The sequence below is a fragment of the Rosistilla carotiformis genome (assembly GCF_007753095.1).
GTDB classification, from domain to species: Bacteria; Planctomycetota; Planctomycetia; order Pirellulales; family Pirellulaceae; genus Rosistilla; species Rosistilla carotiformis.
In genome coordinates, this window is sequence record NZ_CP036348.1 from 1,446,832 (window position 1) to 1,465,765 (window position 18,934).

The 18,934-nt window shown below is 54.9% G+C and carries 13 protein-coding genes, 3 tRNA genes and 2 rRNA genes; 8 read left to right on the top strand and 10 right to left on the bottom strand.

Annotation, left to right across the window (positions count from 1 at the left end; all coding sequences use genetic code 11):
* Positions 1-2: 2 nt before the first annotated feature.
* A complete protein-coding gene (locus tag Poly24_RS05380) occupies positions 3-1,142 on the bottom strand; it encodes a 6-phosphofructokinase (protein WP_145091570.1) in 1,140 nt (379 codons plus the stop codon).
* Positions 1,143-1,518: 376 nt separating this feature from the next.
* On the opposite strand from Poly24_RS05380, the gene Poly24_RS05385 reads away from it, so the two are divergent.
* From Poly24_RS05385 to Poly24_RS05405, 5 genes are all read left to right on the top strand, one after another.
* Positions 1,519-2,631 carry a DUF1559 domain-containing protein gene (locus Poly24_RS05385; protein WP_145091573.1) on the top strand — a complete coding sequence of 371 codons (1,113 nt, stop codon included), beginning with the start codon at positions 1,519-1,521 and terminating at the stop codon, positions 2,629-2,631.
* 106 nt (positions 2,632-2,737) lie between these two features.
* A complete protein-coding gene (locus Poly24_RS05390) occupies positions 2,738-3,361 on the top strand; it encodes a hypothetical protein (RefSeq protein WP_145091576.1) in 624 nt (207 codons plus the stop codon).
* A 281-nt stretch (positions 3,362-3,642) separates the two neighbouring features.
* A complete protein-coding gene (gene tatA, locus Poly24_RS05395; RefSeq protein WP_231753476.1) occupies positions 3,643-3,837 on the top strand; it encodes a twin-arginine translocase TatA/TatE family subunit in 195 nt (64 codons plus the stop codon).
* Positions 3,838-3,954: 117 nt separating this feature from the next.
* Complete coding sequence (locus Poly24_RS05400; protein ID WP_145091579.1) at positions 3,955-4,233, top strand: Sec-independent protein translocase subunit TatA/TatB; 279 nt, start codon at positions 3,955-3,957, stop codon at positions 4,231-4,233.
* 175 nt (positions 4,234-4,408) lie between these two features.
* The gene (locus Poly24_RS05405; RefSeq protein ID WP_145091582.1) at positions 4,409-4,846 is read left to right on the top strand and encodes a hypothetical protein; all 438 of its coding nucleotides are present in this window, start codon (positions 4,409-4,411) and stop codon (positions 4,844-4,846) included.
* Positions 4,847-4,906: 60 nt separating this feature from the next.
* Here Poly24_RS05405 and Poly24_RS05410 read toward each other — a convergent pair whose 3' ends face one another.
* Entirely contained in the window at positions 4,907-6,505 is a 1,599-nt protein-coding gene (locus tag Poly24_RS05410) for a GumC family protein (RefSeq protein ID WP_145091585.1), read from the bottom strand.
* A gap of 244 nt (positions 6,506-6,749) precedes the next feature.
* On the opposite strand from Poly24_RS05410, the gene Poly24_RS05415 reads away from it, so the two are divergent.
* Positions 6,750-7,373 carry a CPBP family intramembrane glutamic endopeptidase gene (locus tag Poly24_RS05415; protein WP_197452345.1) on the top strand — a complete coding sequence of 208 codons (624 nt, stop codon included), beginning with the start codon at positions 6,750-6,752 and terminating at the stop codon, positions 7,371-7,373.
* Between the two features lie 14 nt (positions 7,374-7,387).
* Here Poly24_RS05415 and Poly24_RS05420 read toward each other — a convergent pair whose 3' ends face one another.
* From Poly24_RS05420 to Poly24_RS05445, 6 genes are all read right to left on the bottom strand, one after another.
* On the bottom strand, positions 7,388-8,665 hold the full coding sequence (locus tag Poly24_RS05420) for an alkaline phosphatase family protein (RefSeq protein WP_145091592.1): 1,278 nt from the start codon (positions 8,663-8,665) through the stop codon (positions 7,388-7,390).
* Positions 8,666-8,669: 4 nt separating this feature from the next.
* The gene (locus Poly24_RS05425) at positions 8,670-9,782 is read right to left on the bottom strand and encodes a polysaccharide biosynthesis/export family protein (RefSeq protein WP_145091595.1); all 1,113 of its coding nucleotides are present in this window, start codon (positions 9,780-9,782) and stop codon (positions 8,670-8,672) included.
* Positions 9,783-10,137: 355 nt separating this feature from the next.
* A 5S ribosomal RNA gene (rrf, locus tag Poly24_RS05430) occupies positions 10,138-10,246 on the bottom strand.
* Positions 10,247-10,364: 118 nt separating this feature from the next.
* Positions 10,365-13,214: ribosomal RNA gene (locus Poly24_RS05435) — 23S ribosomal RNA — on the bottom strand.
* 528 nt (positions 13,215-13,742) lie between these two features.
* Positions 13,743-13,815 (bottom strand) — tRNA-Ala (locus tag Poly24_RS05440).
* 120 nt (positions 13,816-13,935) lie between these two features.
* Positions 13,936-14,009 (bottom strand) — tRNA-Ile (locus tag Poly24_RS05445).
* Between the two features lie 274 nt (positions 14,010-14,283).
* Between Poly24_RS05445 and Poly24_RS05450 the strand changes: the two genes are divergently transcribed.
* Both Poly24_RS05450 and Poly24_RS05455 read left to right on the top strand, forming a co-directional pair.
* Positions 14,284-16,206, top strand: a complete 1,923-nt coding sequence (locus Poly24_RS05450) for a TlpA disulfide reductase family protein (protein WP_145091598.1) — start codon at positions 14,284-14,286, stop codon at positions 16,204-16,206.
* Positions 16,207-16,344: 138 nt separating this feature from the next.
* Positions 16,345-16,416: transfer RNA gene (locus tag Poly24_RS05455), tRNA-Gln, on the top strand.
* Positions 16,417-16,621: 205 nt separating this feature from the next.
* Here Poly24_RS05455 and Poly24_RS05460 read toward each other — a convergent pair.
* Both Poly24_RS05460 and Poly24_RS05465 read right to left on the bottom strand, forming a co-directional pair.
* Positions 16,622-17,485 carry an alpha/beta hydrolase family protein gene (locus tag Poly24_RS05460; protein ID WP_197452346.1) on the bottom strand — a complete coding sequence of 288 codons (864 nt, stop codon included), beginning with the start codon at positions 17,483-17,485 and terminating at the stop codon, positions 16,622-16,624.
* Between the two features lie 87 nt (positions 17,486-17,572).
* Positions 17,573-18,925, bottom strand: coding sequence for an EF-hand domain-containing protein (locus Poly24_RS05465; protein WP_145091601.1), 1,353 nt, complete (start codon positions 18,923-18,925; stop codon positions 17,573-17,575).
* Positions 18,926-18,934: the final 9 nt, after the last annotated feature.

The window sequence follows — 18,934 nt, forward strand, 5'->3', positions numbered from 1 at the left end:
CATCACGTCGGTAAAAATGGATTCTTGTATTCCAAGCTGTCGCCAAAACTGATCCCCATCGCGCGGGCCGCCGCAACGGTTGAACTGTCTGGCGGAACGCGACGCAGTTCCCCGACCGCCTCGGCGATAGTGACGCTGTCGATTTGTGGCGGTTGGTAGCAGACCATTTCTCCAAATCGACGTTGAATGATCAGCCGAACCGCGTGGGCGCCCAACTGGGTTGCCAGGACGCGATCAAAGTTAGTGGGGCCTCCGCCGCGCTGCAGGTGCCCCAGCACAACACAACGGATCTCCTGGTCGATTTGAGGCAACAGCCGTTCGGCGATTTCGGCGCCAATCCCCCCCAACAATGTCTGACGGTCGGTTTGGATCGTCTCCTGGGCGACCGTGACTCCCTCGGGCAATGCAGCTCCTTCGGCCACCACGACCAGCGTGAAATTCTTCCCCATTCGACGACGATCTTCGATCTTGGCGATGATCCCCTCATAGGTCCACGGGATTTCGGGAATAAGGATCACGTCGGCACCGCCGGCGATTCCCGCGTGCAGCGCAATCCAACCGGCATGTCGTCCCATCACTTCCAGCACCATCACCCGGTCGTGGCTTGAAGCGGTGGTGTGAAGCCGGTCCAGCGCGTCCGTGGCACAATTGACGGCGCTATCGAATCCAAACGTAAAGGCGGTGCAGGACAGATCGTTGTCGATCGTTTTGGGGACACCTACCACCGGCAACCCCGCGCGATGCAGTTCCAACGCAATCGACAGCGACCCGTCTCCGCCAACACAGATCAGTCCCTGCATCCCCATCTCCTGAAACGTCTGGCGAACGGCGTCGATGAGTGGCTGCGGCAATGATAGCTTCTGATCGATCCCGACCGTGACGCCAAATCGGCCGCGATTTGTTGAACCGAGGATCGTTCCCCCGAGGGTCAGGATGCCCGACGTGTTCTGAGGCGTCAGTTGGCGACATCGCACGGGAGCGACCAAGCCTTCGAATCCTCCTTCAAATCCTAGCGTCTCAAAGCCCATCCGATACGCCGATTTCACCACTCCGCGGATCACCGCGTTGAGTCCGGGGCAATCACCGCCAGCGGTCAGGATGCCAATCCGTGGACGGGTGGAATCATTCGTTGGGATGCTCATGTTGCAATTCCTTAGTGTCCAGTTTGATTTTGTGTCGGTGATATTGTAACGCAATGCTTTAAGGTCGCCGACTTCTGTAGCTTATATTGGGGTGCGCGGTTGAAAAGCGAAACGAATTGTTATAATCGAGTTGATCTCAGGAGGACGCGCCACGTGAAACAGCATGGTGAGCAAACCCTATGAAACAGCATTTCTTCTCTCTCTTGCTAATCTTGCCATCGTGTGCATGCACGGTGGCGGGATGTTCGGCGCAAGTCGCCCCCGGCGACCCGGAAATGCCACGGAAAACCTCTTATACCTCTGCAGAGATCGAAGCCTTGAAGGCCGATGGGGTGTCTGATCACGAACTGAGAAGTATGGGGATCAAAGTGCGCAAATGACATGCAACGAGCACAAGGATGATTGGGAGGTGCCGAATGACGGAAGGCGAGATCACGCCATCTGGTACACGAGGCTTCACCGACAACAATCAACGCCCTCTTCAGGAGGGTTCACGTTGATCGAGTTGTTGGTAGTCGTGGCGGTGATCGGTGTGTTGGTGGGACTGTTGTTGCCAGCGGTGCAATCGGTCCGGGAGGCTGCCAGACGAATGCAATGTTCCAATAATCTGAAGCAGCTGGGGCTTGCCGCCCACAATTATCACGACACGCATCGCTGTTTCCCATCGGGTTGGATCAATCCAACGCCTTGGAACCCCAATCAAGATTGTTATGGTTGGGGCGCCTTGATCCTGCCGTTCGTCGAAGGAAATAACGCAGCCAGGGCGATCGACACCGTCCGTGTGCCGTTTCACAACGCGCTGTCGGACGCGGTTAAGCTGGAGGTCATGCGGCAGAAGCAGGAGGTGTTCCGCTGTCCCAGTGACGTTGGACCGATCGAATCAAGCGATGGAGATCGGAAGCCCGATGGGAAAGCTACTGCCGTTTCCAATTACGTCGGCTCCAACAACATCGGTTGGGCCGAAGCCAGCGATAGCGGATCGGCTGGCGACGGTGGCCCTGGCAAGCACGGGATGTTTGTCGAAGACAAAGGGATCCGATTTCGCGACGTCCGCGATGGCACCTCGGGAGTGTTTCTGCTTGGCGAACGGCGTTGGCAATACAACGACGTGCACGATCGTTCGGTGCAGATTTCCGCGGCGGGATTGGTCTACGGCCGGGAAACCAATGGCAGCCTGTCGGCCGAAGCGAGCGCGGTGATTGGGCTGGGGATTGTCCGGATGAACTACAACGGGGCCAAGAGTGGCGATACGGGGGCTCGTCGCAAGAAGACCGGGTTTTCCAGTCTGCATCCCGGTGGCGCGATGTTCGTATTTGTCGACGGCAGCGTCCGGTTTGTCGCTGAGAGTATCGAATTCACCGTCAAGCCAGAAACCGACCCCACTAGCACCCACTATCTAGTGAACAATAATGAAGGGAACGGCCCTCCCGACGATGTCTATGAGCGGTTGATCGCACGCGATGATGGCCAGGTGCTTGGGAAATTTTAGGCGACGTTCCAACATGGAAGACGGGTTCTTCCAGGCACCGATTCGGGGTATCTATTAAGATGTTTCCCGATTTGGTTTCGAACCCCGCAAGCTGAGTTTCCCTTCCATGACCTGGATGCTTACCGACGACGACGTTGAAAAATCTGCCGGCGTTTGGACGCTGCGCACCTTGTTGGCGTCTCCCGATTTGGGCTGGAAGATCCGTTGTGATCAGGCCGCGGAACGGGGAAATTTGTTGTCGATTGGTAGTTCGGTCGCGATGCCGCGGTTTCAAGAAGTCGACCGCCCCCAAGAGGATCTGTTGGCGCGGTACCGCCCAACGACCGAACCGGGGATTAGTCTCGATATCCGTTACCAATTGCTGACCGTTTCGCCGTCGCGTCTGGTTTTGCAAGCGACCTATGCGGTTCAAACCAGGGCGTTTGAGACGCATCCGTCGCTGGAGATCACAGTTCCCAAGCTGGAGCAAACCGAACTCGCGTGCATCCATCAAACGTATGCCGCGCCATTTCACGTTGCTATCGTGATGCAAGCTTGTGATGTTGCCCAAGCGCGATTAGTCGACGATGGCCCCGATAGCCGGATTCAGTTCTTCGGCGACTTTATGGAGCGTGGCGTGATTCGCAAATGCCGCCTTCGATTGATCCTTTCGCCGTTGAGCGATCAAGAATTACAGGCCGATCAAGAACTCGAAGCACTCGCGCGTGAACCGCTGCCACTGGTTTCGTAGTGGGGCGGGGATCTGATCGGCTGTATCGATGCAGCGTGCCAAAGCCAAGCGAATTCGTCGTGGGTATTTGACAGGCCGTGGTGTCGCAATAGAATAGAAGCTGTGGAGGAAACGCCGAGCCAGTGGCGAACCCGCGTTCGACTGCTCGTATTTCTGCCTCCGGTTGACTTTCAACCCCGACAGACCGGTCCTGATAGCCCCTTCTTTATTCGGTTGGCTATCCGCTTTCGCCGGTTGTTGGAGGGGTACTTGTACCCATCTAATAACGCGAGAGCGAACGAATGACACAGTTACTTGGTATCGGTATGCCCGGATTGCCCGAAATGATGGTCATTTTGGTGATCCTGCTGGTTCTTTTCGGCGGTGCAAAACTTCCTACCTTGATGCGAAACCTGGGCCGCAGCGCGAACGAATTCAAGCATGGGCTCAACGATCCTGTCTCGGATGACCCTGACAAAGATCAGCCGAAAGAATAGGCGGCTCGGTAGCGAAGGCGTTTTTAACGCATTCTCGTTGCAAGCTTTTCTTCTCGGTGGCAGATCCTTGCCGCCGATCGTTCGTCCGCGCGAATCCTTCAAGTGATCGGAAGACGCATGTTTGGTTTGAGTCCCTTTGAAATAATTCTGTTTGGCGTGGTCGCAATCCTGCTGTTTGGCAGCAAATTGCCCGAGGTGGCGCGGTCGTTGGGGCAGAGTTACAACCAGTTTCGTCGCGGTCTTAGCGACCTGCAGGGGCAATTCAAAATCAGCGATTTCACGAACCCCGCGCCTACATCGACAACGAAATTGGAAGACTACGATGAACCGGAGTACCGTAAACCGGTGGCCCCCAAGTTCACGCCACCACCAGCCAAGAGTGCCAGCGAAGAATAATGCGGCTTTGCAGGCTCGCCCTTGGCGTTGCATGGGCCTCTCTCCTGGACATGCTCAAGTTCCCCTCCGGTTGTTCCGATAAAGTAAGCGTTACGGGTTGGGAAGTTTTTGTCGTGAGTGTCCACTTTTCGTAGAATTGGACCGCTCCGGTATCCTCCAAACAAAGGTTGAGCGGATGGGACCGGGACTGCAATTGCTGGCATTCAATTCCGCTGTCGATGTCGCCTCGCAAGTTGGCAATATTGCGCGGGGGGCGGTGCAAAATTTTGCGGATCTGGTGAAGCCCGAAGCGTCCTCTTCCGAGGGGGAGTCGGCCGCGGCTGTTTCTGATTCGTCCGCCGACCAGCTCGCTCGGATTCATGCCGCGTTGGCGGAACATCTTCGGCAATTGGAATTGCCCGAGGGGACTTCGCTTCAGATCGAAGTGCAGCGGGATGGCCAGGTGCGAATTCAAACCGATGCGGTCAAGCGGCTGGAAATCGAAGATGCGATTGTCCAGGACGACTCACTCGCTGCCGAACTTCGTCAGTATGCCCAGGGGCGGTCCGTTGGCGATGACTCTTATTTTGTTCATTGGCCGCCGCTGGAACCGGCGGCAATGCTGACTTCGTAGTCCCTGGCGGAATCTTACCGCGCGTCGGATGAATTCCGCGGTCGCATGATCCGGTGTTACCTAACGCGGGTTGGTGCGACGTTCAACGCGTGCTTCGCCGGTGTTCGATTGTGTCGAACGTGCTGCAAGACGTTGTAGATTGCTCCACGCTTCGGCGGCGTGGTTGGGAACGCTCGCGGTGTCCGTGGACCCGTTTGTTTGAGATTTTGTCTCGACCGTAGCAGATGGCTGAATTGTCGCTTGGGTAGGGGCGGGGGCCTGCGGCGCGGTGGCATTGAATTTGCTGCCCGAATAGTCGGACCAGCGTCGTCCAAAATTGTCTTTTCCCGATCCGGGAGCGACCAAAAAGACCATCCCGACGCCAAACAGAAGTCCCGCGGTGATCGAACCCATCAACAGCATGGTGTCGTTGGGACCGACCGGTTTGTCACCAGTTTGCACGGGGCCAAGGGGCGAGATGAGGTCGATCGAAAGTGCTGCTTGACGCGATGCTTCCGCTTCGTTCAGCGATGCTTCGGCGCGTTCCAGTAGGTTCGTGCGATGCCCGAAATCGGATAGCAAGTTGCTGTACGTGGTCCGCATTTCGGCCAGTTCGTTCAGGCGGTTGCTCAATTCCTCTTGCTTCTTCTTCAGCTTGGCAACCCGATCAGTGGCAACACGGATCTGAGGTTCCATCGATTCGATCGATGCTTGCAGTTCATGGCCAATCTTTTCCAGGATCTCCCGCTGCGCGGATTCCGCGGCCCGCATCTTGGGATGGCTTTCCGTATACAGGCTGCTAAGCGATGATGCTGCCAATTGCGCATCGGTATAGCCATCTTTCAGTCGCTTCAGCGTCGGTTGGCTGGCCAATAATTCGCCTCCGGAAACCAACAATTGGTCAGGGTCCGCTTGCCCACGTTTGAGAAGCGATTCAAGTTCGCGGAGTTTTTCAAGTTCCAGTTCGGCTTGCTGTGATTCTTTCTGCAGGTCGGTGAGGACACGCTGCGAATTGCCACTGCCGGCAAAGTTTTCTGTCAGCGAACGAAGCTCTCCGAGGTCGCTACCGACACTGGCCTCCAAAGCTTGCAATTTATTATTGGCTTCTTGGCGATATTGGGCGGCAAGGTCGCGCGAGTGCGTTAGTTCTAGGATGACTCCCGAAAAACGTTCTGCTCGAATCTCGCGCATTGCTTCGGTTAAGCTTTGTCGCATGTAATTGCACAGCTTTTCGGCCCGCTCTTGACTCGATTCCCGTGTTTCCAGGTAGATCACTTCGGTTGCCCCAAATTCGGAGCCCTTGGGAGGTCGCACGATCACTCGGCTTTTGGCGTCGGATAAATAGGCTTGCGACGGGCCGTTGGGCAGTTCAGCCAATTCGGGATCCAGTCGCGCCAGCGCCGCCATCAACACATTCCGGTTGTTCGCCAATTCCAGTACGGTTTCCTGGGCGGCTTTCAGGTCGGTTTGGCTCGCAAACCGTCCCAACAACTCCCCTTCACCGTGCGCTTCATTGCGAATCACCAACGATTGGCTGGCGGAATAGGTATCCACGCGAACTCGCGTATACGCATACCCCAAGCCGGTAAACAGAATCGTCGCGCCGGCCCACAATGGAAAATAGGCGCGGATGGTATGGAACAGGTGACGCCAAGCGATTGGTGCTGCGCTGCCGGACATGATTTTTCACTCTGAGGTTCAACACGAAAATTCGAAACAAAGTTGCATCGCAATTCAACTTCTGCTGTAACCCTAGGTTACAAATAGCGATGGTTCTCTGGACGTCGCCAAGCTGCTACAACACGAACGCTGCACGTGGGGCCTGGTCATAACGGTCGTGCGAATTTTTTGTCATCTTCACCATCTTGAGCTGTCTTCTCTGATGCCTGATCCGAAACGCGAAGACCGTTCGCCTGCCGAACGCTTGGATGCCTCGGGAAACTTCTTTGTGCTGGCTCTCGGCTTTGAAATCGGCCTAGGAGTTGTTGCCGTATTTCTGGGAAGGATCATTGGCCCCGTGGCGAATGATTTCGTGCCGAGGATGAGCGATCTATGGAGTCTCGGTTGGGGGATTGGGGTGGGGACGCTATGCGCCTTGCCGATGGTCGCTGTGGTTCAGGGGCTGCAGCGTCTGAACATTGCCCAAGTGGATGAGATCAATCGCCTGGGACGCGAGCAAATTTTACCGATGTTGCGAGGCCTGAACCTGCTCGAACTTGCCGCGTTGTCGATTGCTGCGGGCGTTGGCGAAGAATTGTTGTTTCGCGGCTGGCTTCAGACCCTGATCACTGGCCCGATATCCGATTGGAATTTGGGTTCGTTGGTGGTCGGTGTCCTGGTGGCCTCCGCCTTTTTTGGTCTGGCCCATGCCGTGACCAAGCTTTACGTGGTCGTTGTCTTTGCGATGGGCATTCTTTTTGGGACGATGCTGGTGGCGACCGGCAATTTACTTGTGCCTATCACTGCCCATGCCCTCTTCGACTTTATCCAGCTGTGGCTGGCGGTCGCCGCTTCCGATAACCAAGCCCCCGTCGCGGGCGCCCGTTGAAAGAAAGGCGTGGACTAAGCCAATAAACGACCTAGGTAATCCTTGAACCCCGCCATTTGATCGGGGGGCGAATCGGGCCCTAAGATCATTGGTCCATCTTCCGCTGCGGGATGCAGGCCGTGGCTGCCTCGGACCAAGGTGGGATCTAGCGGAATGACATCCATTTTGTAACGCATTCCAAGCTTTTTCTGCGCCAATCGGATTCCGGCTCGCACCTTGGATGTCATGAAAAGTTCGCACGGATCGTAGCCGGGCTTGCGATGAATGTCGACACACCGCGCGAAATCCGGAGCTTGCGAGTCATCGAGCCAATAGTAATAGGCAAACCACGCGTCGGGTTCCGCTAGCGCGATCCATTCGCCGCTACGAGGATGGTCCAGTTGCAAATCACCCGGCGCGACAACACTGGCAATTCCATCGATCGATTCCAAAAGTTTGCGGACTTCGCCGAGAACTGTCGGATCGTTGACATATAGATGCGCCAGTTGATGATCGACGACCGCAAAAGCACGCGATTCACCCGGCATCAACATTTCGCCGAAGGGCCCGTTCCGAACCGTCAACATTCCCGCGCGGCGCAAATGTTGATTGATCATGACCGCTTTGTTGACGGGAACCAAACCATATTCCGACACCACGACAACTTCCGCACCAATTTCATCAGCGGCGTCGATCACGAGCCCTGCACAGGCGTCAACTTCAGCCACGCGTTGCGGGTCGTGATCGGGAAATCTTTGGTAGTCGTAGTCGAGATGTGGCAGATAAACCATCGAAAGCTGCGGCTTTTGCTTTCGCATCACCATCGCGGTCGCTTCCGCGATCCACTTTGACGATGCCAGTCCCGCACCGGGACCCCAGAAAGCGAAAAATGGGAACGGCCCCAGCTTTTGGGTGAGGTTGCAGTCGGTGAAGTCGAGGACATCGAAAGCTTTTGAACCGTCGCAACCATAGTGAGGTTTGGGCGTACAGCTCCAGCGAACGGGGGCGGATTGGTTGAACCACCAAAACATTTTGGCAGTCTCCACCCCATCGTAAAACTTATCACCTTGGATCAATGCATTGTGTTGTTGCCAGAAGCGAATCTCCGCGGTCTCGCGAAAATACCAACCGTTGCCGACGATACCGTGATCCCGTGGCATCTTCCCGGTCAACATCGTCGCCTGCGAAGTGCACGTGACGGCCGGGATCGGGCTCTTCCACGCAAGAGGGTTACCCCGTTCAGAGATCCGAGGTGCTAACGCCGCCAGTCGCGGTGTGAGACCGACGACATTAAGAATGCAAACGCGATTCAATTTGCTAAATACCTGGGACTGCGGAACTGAAACCGAAGCGAATGAATGTCTTGATTGTACCCAGCGTATAGGTAAGCGGGGTCTCTTCGATACTGACAAGATCATTAGGGGCGAGACGAATATTTGCCGGCCCCCCCTTCTTTGCGTCTCGAATCGACGCTTCGATAACCACCTCCGAATCATCGGGCCGCTTTCGGATGATCTTCACCTTGTTCGCTAGGGATTCGCTGAGTCCCCCCGCCTGGCTGATGGCATCCATCAGACGCATATCGCCATCCTTGGGCATCACAATCATATCGGATTGTCGTACGAGCCCGGTCACATTCACAAACCGTTCCGGCTTTTCGTAAATCATCACGACACTGCCGTCCACCAATTGCAAATGACTTTCGGGAACCTCATTCAATCGCAAAAGATCCATTTCAAACTGATCGGGCACCGGCGGCGGTACCACCCCGTTTGGATACGATACCTGTTGGGTTTGCGCGATCGAAGCCAACCTCGCCCCCGTTCCAGGGGGATGCCTGATTTGCGCGACCGTATTAGCTGTTTCCGAAAAGCCCTCGGCCATACTAATGGCGGTCATCAAATCGCTACCGCCCACAGGCAATTCATAGGTTTGGGGTTTGTTGACCGCACCGAGTACCGTGACCTGATTGGACCGCCGCTGTTCAATCCGCAACGTTACGTTCGGGGATACGTAAACGCCTCGTCGGACCGATTCGAAAGCAAGCAATTTTTCCGCATCGGTAAGCCGCATCCCGGCTACGGGAACCGGGCCCACCAAGGGCACATTCAAAGAGCCGTCTTCCGCGACTCGAATCGTCCACTCGGGTGGTTTGTCCGTTTCAATGCCTGTTGCAAACGTAACAATCACCGCATCGCCTGGGGTCAAGCGATCGGAAGGCTGAACCGAGCCGGCCAGCGCCGTCATGTCAATCTTCTTTGCGTTGACAGTTTGCGGCGCGGCAAGATCTTGTGGCAGACTGGCCGCTTGGTAGTTTGCGGTCGAGCTGCAGCCGAATACGCTGGTCAACGTGATGAAGTACAACGATAGGGGAGCCACTGATTTCATGAAAATGGAGTCCGTTCCATTGGATGCATACTGCTTCCGCACATCAACCCATCAAGGTGAGACGACAACCACTCTATATAGCCCCAAATCAAAACACAGCGAAACCCCGATCAAACAACAGAACTGGATTTCCCGCAAGATTTGGAGGTAATGCACCGCAAGAAGGGCCCCCTTTCGTTACTTACCGATCTCAACAAGCCCTAGCACCATCCTGCAAGCACCGAGTCGAATCATCGCGAACGAATTACATCGCACAAAGAACTACATGGGCACGCCTGAAAGCCAATCTTGAGTCCGACGCTCATCGTTGCAAAGCGATACAGATGAGAGATCCGCCTGACGTACAAACGAAAAAAAGCCTGCTGAGCAAATTAATGCTCAGCAGGCTTTTTAAATAACCCGGCGATACCTACTTTCACGTTGGTATACACTATCATCGGCTCGAAAAGCTTAACTACTGTGTTCGAGATGGGAACAGGTGTGACCTTTTCGATATGGTCGCCGGAAAAGATTTGCTGCAGGTATTTCACCACAGCAAACCTGAATTCTGGTAATTGGTAGAAGATCATCTAGACCCGTGTCGTAGACAGGATCCTAAAACGTTGTTGCGAGTGCAAGATATCGATGGTCAAGCCTTCGTCCGTTAGTACTGGTTAGCTAAACACGTTACCATGCTTACACATCCAGCCTATCAACCTGGTCGTCTTCCAGGGGACTCTCGTCACAAGTGACATACGAAACCTAATCTTGGGTCGGGCTTCACGCTTAGATGCTTTCAGCGTTTATCCGTTCCGAAGTTAGCTATCCAGCCGTGCCGCTAGCGCGACAACTGGTACACCAGAGCTTCGTCCAACCAAATCCTCTCGTACTAAAGTTGAACACCCTCAAGTTTCGAACGCCCACGGCAGATAGGGACCGACCTGTCTCACGACGGTCTGAACCCAGCTCACGTACCACTTTCATTGGCGAACAGCCAAACCCTTGGGAGCTTCTTCACCCCCAGGATGTGATGAGCCGACATCGAGGTGCCAAACCGCATCGCCGCTATGGACGCTCGGATGCGATAAGCCTGTTATCCCCGGAGTACCTTTTATCTGTTGAGCTATAACCCTTCCATACGGGATTACAGGATCACTAAGACCTACTTTCGTACCTGCTCGACTTATGGGTCTCGCAGTCAAGCACGCTTCTAACTTTACTCTCTTCGCCTGATTGCCGTCCAGGCTGAGCGTACCATTGCACTCCTCCGTTACTCTTTGGGAGGAGACCGCCCCAGTCAAACTGCCCAACTGACATTGTCCCTCGCTCTGATTCAAGAGTCGAGGTTAGAACTAAAGCATAACCAGGGTGGTATTTCAAGGACGGCTCCTCCGACACTAGCGTGCCGGTCTCATAGCCTCCCACCTATCCTACACAAATTATACCTCAGCCCAATATCAGCCTGCAGTAAAGGTTCACGGGGTCTTTCCGTCTAACCGCGGGTATGTGGCATCTTCACCACAACTACAATTTCACCGGGTCGGTGGTTGAGACAGTGCTCAAATCGTTACGCCTTTCATGCAGGTCGGAACTTACCCGACAAGGAACTTCGCTACCTTAGGACCCTCATAGTTAGGGCCGCCGTTTACTGGGGCTTCGGTCGCCAGCTTCGCCGTGAGGCTAACCGCCTTCCTTAACCTACCAGCACCGGGCAGGCGTCAGACTCTATACATCCACTTGCGTGTTAGCAGAGTCCTGTGTTTTTGATAAACAGTCGTTAGAGCCGATTTTCTGTGGCCTACTTGCGTAGGCGCCCCTTATCGCGAACTTACGGGGCCATTTTGCAGAGTTCCTTAACCACCGTTCTCCCGAGCGCCTTAGACTACTCGTCTCACCTACCTGTGTCAGTTTTAGTACGGTCACGTCGCTTCAAAGCTAGGAGCTTTTCTTGGACGTCCTTCCAGAGACTTCGAGAACTTAAATGCTCTCGGTCGACAACCTTGACTTGTGACAGGTAATTTAGCCCCCATCATCTCAGTTGCCTCCACGGACATATCTATTCGTACCGCTCTCATTCCGGACGCCGTCCCTCCATCACTCCACGACATGGCATAGGAATATTGACCTATTCTCCATCGTCTACGCCTTTCGGCCTCGACTAAGGTACCGGCTAACCCTGGGCGGATTTACCTTCCCCAGGAAACCTTAGGCTTTCGGCGAGCAGGATTCTCACCTGCTTTATCGTTACTCATTCCGGCATAATCACCCGATGACCCCGACACCGCTCGTTACCGTACGGCTTGTATCTGATCATCGGCGCTCTCCTACCGCTCTAGTCCGAAGACTAGAACCCGTTGCTTCGGTATAATACTTACTCCCGTTCATTATCGGCGCAGAAATGCTCGACCGGTAAGCTGTTACGCACTTTTTAAATGGTGGCTGCTTCTAAGCCAACATCCCGGCTGTCACGGCACTTCAACTTCCTTAGTGACTTAGTATTATTTAGGGACCTTAGCAGACGGTCTGGGTTGTTTCCCTCTCGACCGCGGAGCTTATCCCCCGCGGACTGACTGCCGAGATAGTTTTACCGGTATTCGGAGTTTGGTTCAGTGAGGTACCCCGGGAAGGGCCCCCATCCGATTCAGTATCTCTACCCCCGGTAAATAGTGGCTCGACGCTATCCCTCAAGATATTTCGGAGAGAACGAGCTATCTGCTGGTTTGATTACACTTTCAGTCCTCCCCACAAGTCATCCCCTCGGTTTTCAACCCAAGTGGGTTCGGTCCTCCACGCAGTTTAACCCGCGCTTCAACCTGCTCATGGGTAGATCACACAGCTTTCGCGTCTGCAGCACACGACTAACGCCCTATTAAGACTTGGTTTCCCTCTGGCTACGTCCCGTAAAGACTTAACCTGCCGTATACCACAACTCGCCGGATCATTATGCAAAAGGCACGCCGTCACCCGTGGCTAGGCCATAGGGCTCCGACCGCTTGTAAGCACATGGTTTCAGGTTCACGTTCCTCCCCTAAAAGGGGTTCTTCTCATCATTCAGTCACCCTACTGATTCACTATCGGTCGTTAAGGAGTATTTAGCCTTACGAGATGGTCCTCGTCGATTCAACCGGGGTTTCACGTGACCCGGCCTACTCAGGTGCTTCTACCGTGAGACAACATTTTTGCGTACGGGACTGTCACCCTCTATGGTCGGTCTTTCCAAGCCGTTCCACTAACGCGTCTCAATCAGATATTGAAGTCCTACAACCCCGTGAGGGAAACCCTCGCGGTTTGGGCTATTCCGCTTTCGCTCGCCGCTACTGACGGAATCGATTTTTCTTTCTCTTCCTCTGGTTACTTAGATGTTTCAGTTCACCAGGTTGGGTAGGGTATCCCGGGATCATCGTTTGTTTGTCAACTTCCCCAGGCTTTTCGCAGACTTCCACGCCCATTCTCTTAACGCCAAGACATCCCCCATGTGCCCTTAGTAGCTTGACCACCGAAATCTCGAACTCGCTAAACAGCACTCTCGAAAGAGTTTTGTTTTCGCAAACACAAGGCTTCAGGGTATCTACCAACGATAAATATTTGCTGCTCTTGTGATACCATGCTTTGCAACGAGCTCTAACGTGAGGTTCGTTACTTGCAATGGTATCAACGCTTCAGAAAAACATTGTCAGTGACTATGTTAACCAACTTAAAAGGATTTAAGTCAGCAACATAGAACTGTGGTGTTCTATTAGATGCCTTCTACCAATCAACCAAAATGTCAAAGATCGGACGCACTTAAGTCTAGCAAGTGCGTTTAATTGTTCTGATTTGCTGCCCGAAGTTGACATTTGTCAGTGCTTCGTTTGGCGTGTCAGGTGAGTCGAAAGTTTACAGTTGGTGGCGTTTGTCGTCAACAGCTGTTTTAAGTTTTCAACAAGTTTTGTTTTTTTTCAACGGTTGTTGTTTTCGCAACAAGTAGTTGAAAAAGGTTATCAAACGGCGTTTGTTTTAGCAACCGTCGTTTGGAGTTTCCAGTGGAGGTGAACGGACTTGAACCGATGACCCCCTGCGTGCAAAGCAGGTGCTCTCCCAACTGAGCTACACCCCCTGGATCTTTGCGAGGCGGGATTAGAATCGATGTTGCGGTTTAGTGCAAGGCCTGATTCAAAGTTTTCCGTCTCGCTGAAGTTGTTTCGGCATTCGAGTGGTGAAAGCTTTAACAATTCAGTGGGTGTACCAAGATTCGAACTTGGGACCTCATCGTTATCAGCGATGCGCTCTAACCAACTGAGCTATACACCCTCGAAGCCGTGTGAGCGGCCAAGGTTGGCCGGTCACCGTCGCTTCAACGATCCAAAGTTTACGCAGTTGGCCGCCGCTGTCAAACGGGGCTTCGCCGCAAATTCGAAAAAATGGAACACAACTTGCGTTGCGTCGTTCGCTCGAACTCGCTGCTGTAATTGTCGACTGCTTGTTGGGGCGGACTTGAATCGACATTCCCTTAAAACGACGTTTTGCGTTAAATTCCCGGGATAGAGGCCAACAAATCACCGTGCGACCAATAGAAGGAATCGCCATGTATAAGAGTTGTTTTGAGAGGACGGCAGTGTCGTTGATCGGCTTGGGTTTTTTTGCCGGGAGCCTGCTGGCCGCAGATCCCAGCGCCAAAGACGCTTTAAGCGATGCGATTTCGCCGGTTCAGAAGAATGTCGAATACGCGCGCGTCAAAGCGGATGAGATTCCCGATTGCCGCGTGCAAAGCACCAAAGAGCCGGGTTGGGCGGGATGGTACGTGCTGAGCCCGGCCGGAGATAAGCTGCGTCGGTTCGCGGATACTAATAATGACAAGCAGATCGATCTATGGTGCTATTACCTTGGTGGAGTCGAGGTCTATCGCGATATCGATTCCGATTTTAACGGCAAAGCCGACCAATATCGCTGGTTGGGAACCGCCGGGTCGCGTTGGGGGATCGATAAAGATGAAGACGGTACGGTCGACACTTGGAAGGTGATTTCCGCGGAAGAGTCGACGCAAGAATTGGTTCATGCGATTGCCACCAAAGATTCGCAGCGGTTTGCCCGTCTTCTCTTGAGTTCGGCGGAGCTGGGGAAACTGAATCTGTCCGACGAACTGTCTGGCCGCTTGGGGCGGAAGCTGAACGATGCAAAGTCGGGCTTCGATGCTATGGTCCGAAAGCAGACGGCAATCGGTGCAGGGGCCAAGTGGCAACACTTTATTGCGTCACAGCCTGGCGCGGTAACTCAAGTGGTCAGCAACGACTCGGACCAGGATCTGTTGGTCTATGAAAACGTCGTGGCAATGTTTGAAGGGGATGTCCCGGGGAAAGGAGGCCAGTTATATGTTGGAACCTTGGTCCGGGTCGGCAATGCTTGGCGGGTGATCGATGTTCCTCAATTGCTGGACAATAGCGAAGGCGTTGCTCAGACCGCGGGTTTGTTCTTCTCTGCACCGGGGGCGGTCCCCAATCTTCCCGCCGAAAACGCCGCCGGCAATGAAAGTATGCAAAAATTGGTCGCTCAGATGGAAGCGATCGAAGAAAAGCTGCGTCTGGCCAAATCGGATGCGGATAAAGCCAGCCTGCACGATGACCAGGCGAAGGTTTTAGAAGCGTTGATTTCCAACGCGCGCGATGCCAATGAGGCATCGATGTGGATTCGACAGATGGCCGAGACCATCAGCGCTGCGATTCACGGCGGAGAATTCGAGGGCGGGCTGGCCCGATTGGATCGGCTCCGTCGCTCGATTCCCGGTGCCAACAAGGATTTGGCGGCTTTCGTTACGTTCGAATACATCAATGCAGACTATGGCCTGAAGCTGCAAAAGCCAGAAGCGGATTTTGCCAAGATCCAAGAACAGAAGATTAAGGCGCTGACCGATTTTGTTGCCGAGTATCCCACTGCCGACGAATCGGCCAAAGCGATGATGGATCTGGCCCTCAGCAAAGAGTTTGAGAACGAAGACAAGGCGGCGGTCGCTTGGTACGGCAAGGTGATTGCTAACTTTGCTTCCTCACCCGAGGCCCAGAAAGCGCAAGGTGCGATTCGCCGATTGGACGCGATCGGCAATACCTTGCCGTTAAAAGGGACAACGATCGACGGTCGCGCTTTTGATCTGAGCCGTTATCGTGGTCGCCCCGTCGTGATCCATTATTGGGCAACGTGGTGCGAAACGTGTAAGCAGGACATGAAACTGTATCGCAAGCTCCAGGCGCAGTACGCCGGCGAGAACGTAGAGTTCATCGGGATCAACGTCGATACCGTCAAGGCTTCCGCCCAGGATTACCTTCGCGAAAACGCATCGGTCGTGAATTGGCCGCAGTTGTTCGACGAAGGGGGACTCGAATCGAGCCCGTTGGCGAACATTTTGGGCGTACAAACGTTGCCGACGACTATCGTGATCGACAAGCAGGGCAAAATTGCCAAAACAAATGTGATCGCGACCGAATTGGAAGACGAAATCAAGAGTATCGTTCGCTGATCGGATACTTGACCAGTAGCCCCAAGTTTTCTAGCTTAGTCGACTCGAAGGTGAGCTTGGTGTGGACGCGATCGACACCAAGCGACGTCCTTTGCGAATGCGTTTGAGCTGCAGCAGATTTGCTGCAGCTCGATCAACTGCCCGATGGTGTAATTGGCAACACAGTGGATTCTGGTTCCATCATTCTAGGTTCAAGTCCTAGTCGGGCAACTTTGATTGGATGAGCCGCTTGCCGGCAAGCCCGAATAACCTCAGCTTTTGCTGGGGTTTTTTTATGCAGTTCTGCTCCGCGGCGCGTCGCAGCATCGCTGCGGAAAGTGGCTCCCAGCTTCAGATTCTCCGTCGCAATCGCCTCCGTTTCGCATGGGCACTTCCCTGCCCTTCTGCTTTTCGCTGTCGTCGCGCAGGCTGGCAGCTACTGCAGTGCGAGCTGCAGCCATTGGCGGGCCTGCTGCCGATAGCGACTCTCGCGGTGCATCCAAAGGTCCATGTGTGGATGCCGATAGGGACCTTCGGGGATCGCGAACAATTGTTTGGTCGGCACGTCGAGGAACGTGAACGCCGCTAGATCGCGATGATCGATCAAGTAGTTGTCGCGGATCGCGCTGGCCCGCGTGCTGCTGACTAAAACGGGGCGGCCGCGGAGGCGGGCCAATCGCTGCAGCGCCGATTCGCGGTCGCTGTCGGGATAATTCCATTGCCGCTCGCCGTCAAAGTGGTCGTGGGTGAACATCCCTTTCCAGAAGCTGGCGATTTCATCATCGGCGAGTCCGATGTAGCTAGCCGCGATCGCGCCGCGTGAGAATCCGCAGACAAACAGATTCTCGAGGTCGCCGCCGAATTCAGCGCACACTCGAGGCAGGTTCGTCTTGCAGTAGTCGACCGTCGCTTGGCGATCGCCCCACCAGGTCACCGCGTTCTCTTCCCCGCCGACTGCGACGCAGGGCATGACTACCCAGATGAATCCTTCGCCACCGCTGATCCCATATCCGAGGTTCGCATCTTTCACTTGCCCGGTGGAATGCGACGGCGGGAATTTGTTGCCGGTGTATTCGACGATCACCGGATATCGGCCGCCGGGCTTCCAATCGACGGGCAGGTACAACGCGTGATGGACGTTTGTGCCAGCATATTCCGCGGCGACTTGGCGGACTCGTCTACCAGCCGCGGGTGAACCGTCTTCCATCGCAGGAGTGATCAGATCGCCGTTTGATCCCGCTGCCAAGCCGGCACCGCAGACCGCGACGAGCCAAACGATGGACGTAATCCGTGCACGCAACTGAAGACTCCAAATTGCTCGGCGAATCGGTAGCTTGAACGCAGATCGACGGGGCGTCTCTTTGAGTAATGCACCGCTTCGGCCGGGCTAACGCGTCGACTTCGCCTTCAACCAGGTGGCATATTCTTCGACGGTGATCCGGGCGTCTTTGTTGGCGTCTGCGGGGGAGATGTCCAACAGCATGTCCTTCCATTCCGCCGCTGTCAGGACGCCGTCTTTGTTCTTGTCGCTGCGTTCGATGATCCGTTTGGCATAGCCGACATATTTGGGATCCAATGTCGCATCGGAACCTGCTGCCGAGGGCGTTGCCGAAGCAGCGGGTTTGCTGGTGGTCGACGTCATCGCGGATTCCGAACGGACCGACGCGCTAGAACTGCTGGAAACGCTGCTCCCCGGCGACGCTCCCGATTCGACGGCGCTGTAACATTCCGCAGCGGTAATCACACCGTCGGAATTGAGGTCGAATTTAAAGAAGTCGTGGATCAGATCGTCGTTCCAGACCGAAGCGTATTCGGCCATCATTACTTGGCCATCCTGGTCGCGATCACGCTCATTGAACCAGCCAGGTAGGCCGGCATCGGATTCGGCGACCATACGGCGATAGGATTTCCGGCCACCAAACGGATCTTCTTCGCTGGTAGGTTTCTTTTCTGGTTCGCGCCGTGCTTCACGGCGGCTACGTTCCTCCTTCACCTCCTCCTCGGTCACTCGGCGGCGCGCGTATCGGACAGCCAATTCGGCGGGGGACAGTCGACCGTCCCCGTTGCGGTCAAAGTCCAACGGATTACCGAACCAATTTCCGCTCATTTCCTCTTTGTCGAGATAGCCATTTTTATTGCGATCGTAGCGTCCCATTCGTTCGGTCGCCGTCCGTTCATCGGCGGGCGTCACGCGGACGGCAAACAATTCCCCCGCGCTGCCAAATCCCGGTACGGGCTCCGCTGGCTTTTCGACGTCAAACCCCATCACCAAGAGGTCGAGTTCCATCGCCTCTTCGACTTCGCGGCGTTCTGCGTCGCGGTCTCTTCCGCGGTCACGGTCTCGATCGCTGTCGCGCCCCGAATCACGCTGCCCGCGCATTTTTTCGAATCCCTGTTTCAACGAGTCCAACGAAATCGGCTTCGACGTATCGATCTTGGGATTGTCACGAGCCATCCGGTCGAGCATGAATTTGGCTGGGCCCTCCATTTCATCGGTATCGATCATCCCATTGCCGTTGCGATCGAGCCGATCGATGAAGCTGGAAGGATCGAACCCGCCGCGGCCACCACGCCCGCCGCGGTCCCCCCCACGATCCCCGCGGTCTCCCCCACGATCCCCGCGGTCTCCCCCACGATCGCCGCGGTCCCCTCGACCAAACGGCGGTTGCGACCATCCGTCGGACGCGATGATGGCGAGCAAGCAAACCAGCGAACCGATGCGAGCTTGTCGAGAGAACATGCTGAAAAA

Bases quoted from the DNA above. Each gene is read 5' to 3' on its own strand.
- Poly24_RS05380 (WP_145091570.1), bottom strand. From the start codon at position 1,142: ATGAGCATCCCAACGAATGATTCCACCCGTCCACGGATTGGCATCCTG.
- Poly24_RS05385 (WP_145091573.1), top strand. From the start codon at position 1,519: ATGACATGCAACGAGCACAAGGATGATTGGGAGGTGCCGAATGACGGA.
- Poly24_RS05390 (WP_145091576.1), top strand. From the start codon at position 2,738: ATGACCTGGATGCTTACCGACGACGACGTTGAAAAATCTGCCGGCGTT.
- tatA (WP_231753476.1), top strand. From the start codon at position 3,643: ATGACACAGTTACTTGGTATCGGTATGCCCGGATTGCCCGAAATGATG.
- Poly24_RS05400 (WP_145091579.1), top strand. From the start codon at position 3,955: ATGTTTGGTTTGAGTCCCTTTGAAATAATTCTGTTTGGCGTGGTCGCA.
- Poly24_RS05405 (WP_145091582.1), top strand. From the start codon at position 4,409: ATGGGACCGGGACTGCAATTGCTGGCATTCAATTCCGCTGTCGATGTC.
- Poly24_RS05410 (WP_145091585.1), bottom strand. From the start codon at position 6,505: ATGTCCGGCAGCGCAGCACCAATCGCTTGGCGTCACCTGTTCCATACC.
- Poly24_RS05450 (WP_145091598.1), top strand. From the start codon at position 14,284: ATGTATAAGAGTTGTTTTGAGAGGACGGCAGTGTCGTTGATCGGCTTG.
- Poly24_RS05465 (WP_145091601.1), bottom strand. From the start codon at position 18,925: ATGTTCTCTCGACAAGCTCGCATCGGTTCGCTGGTTTGCTTGCTCGCC.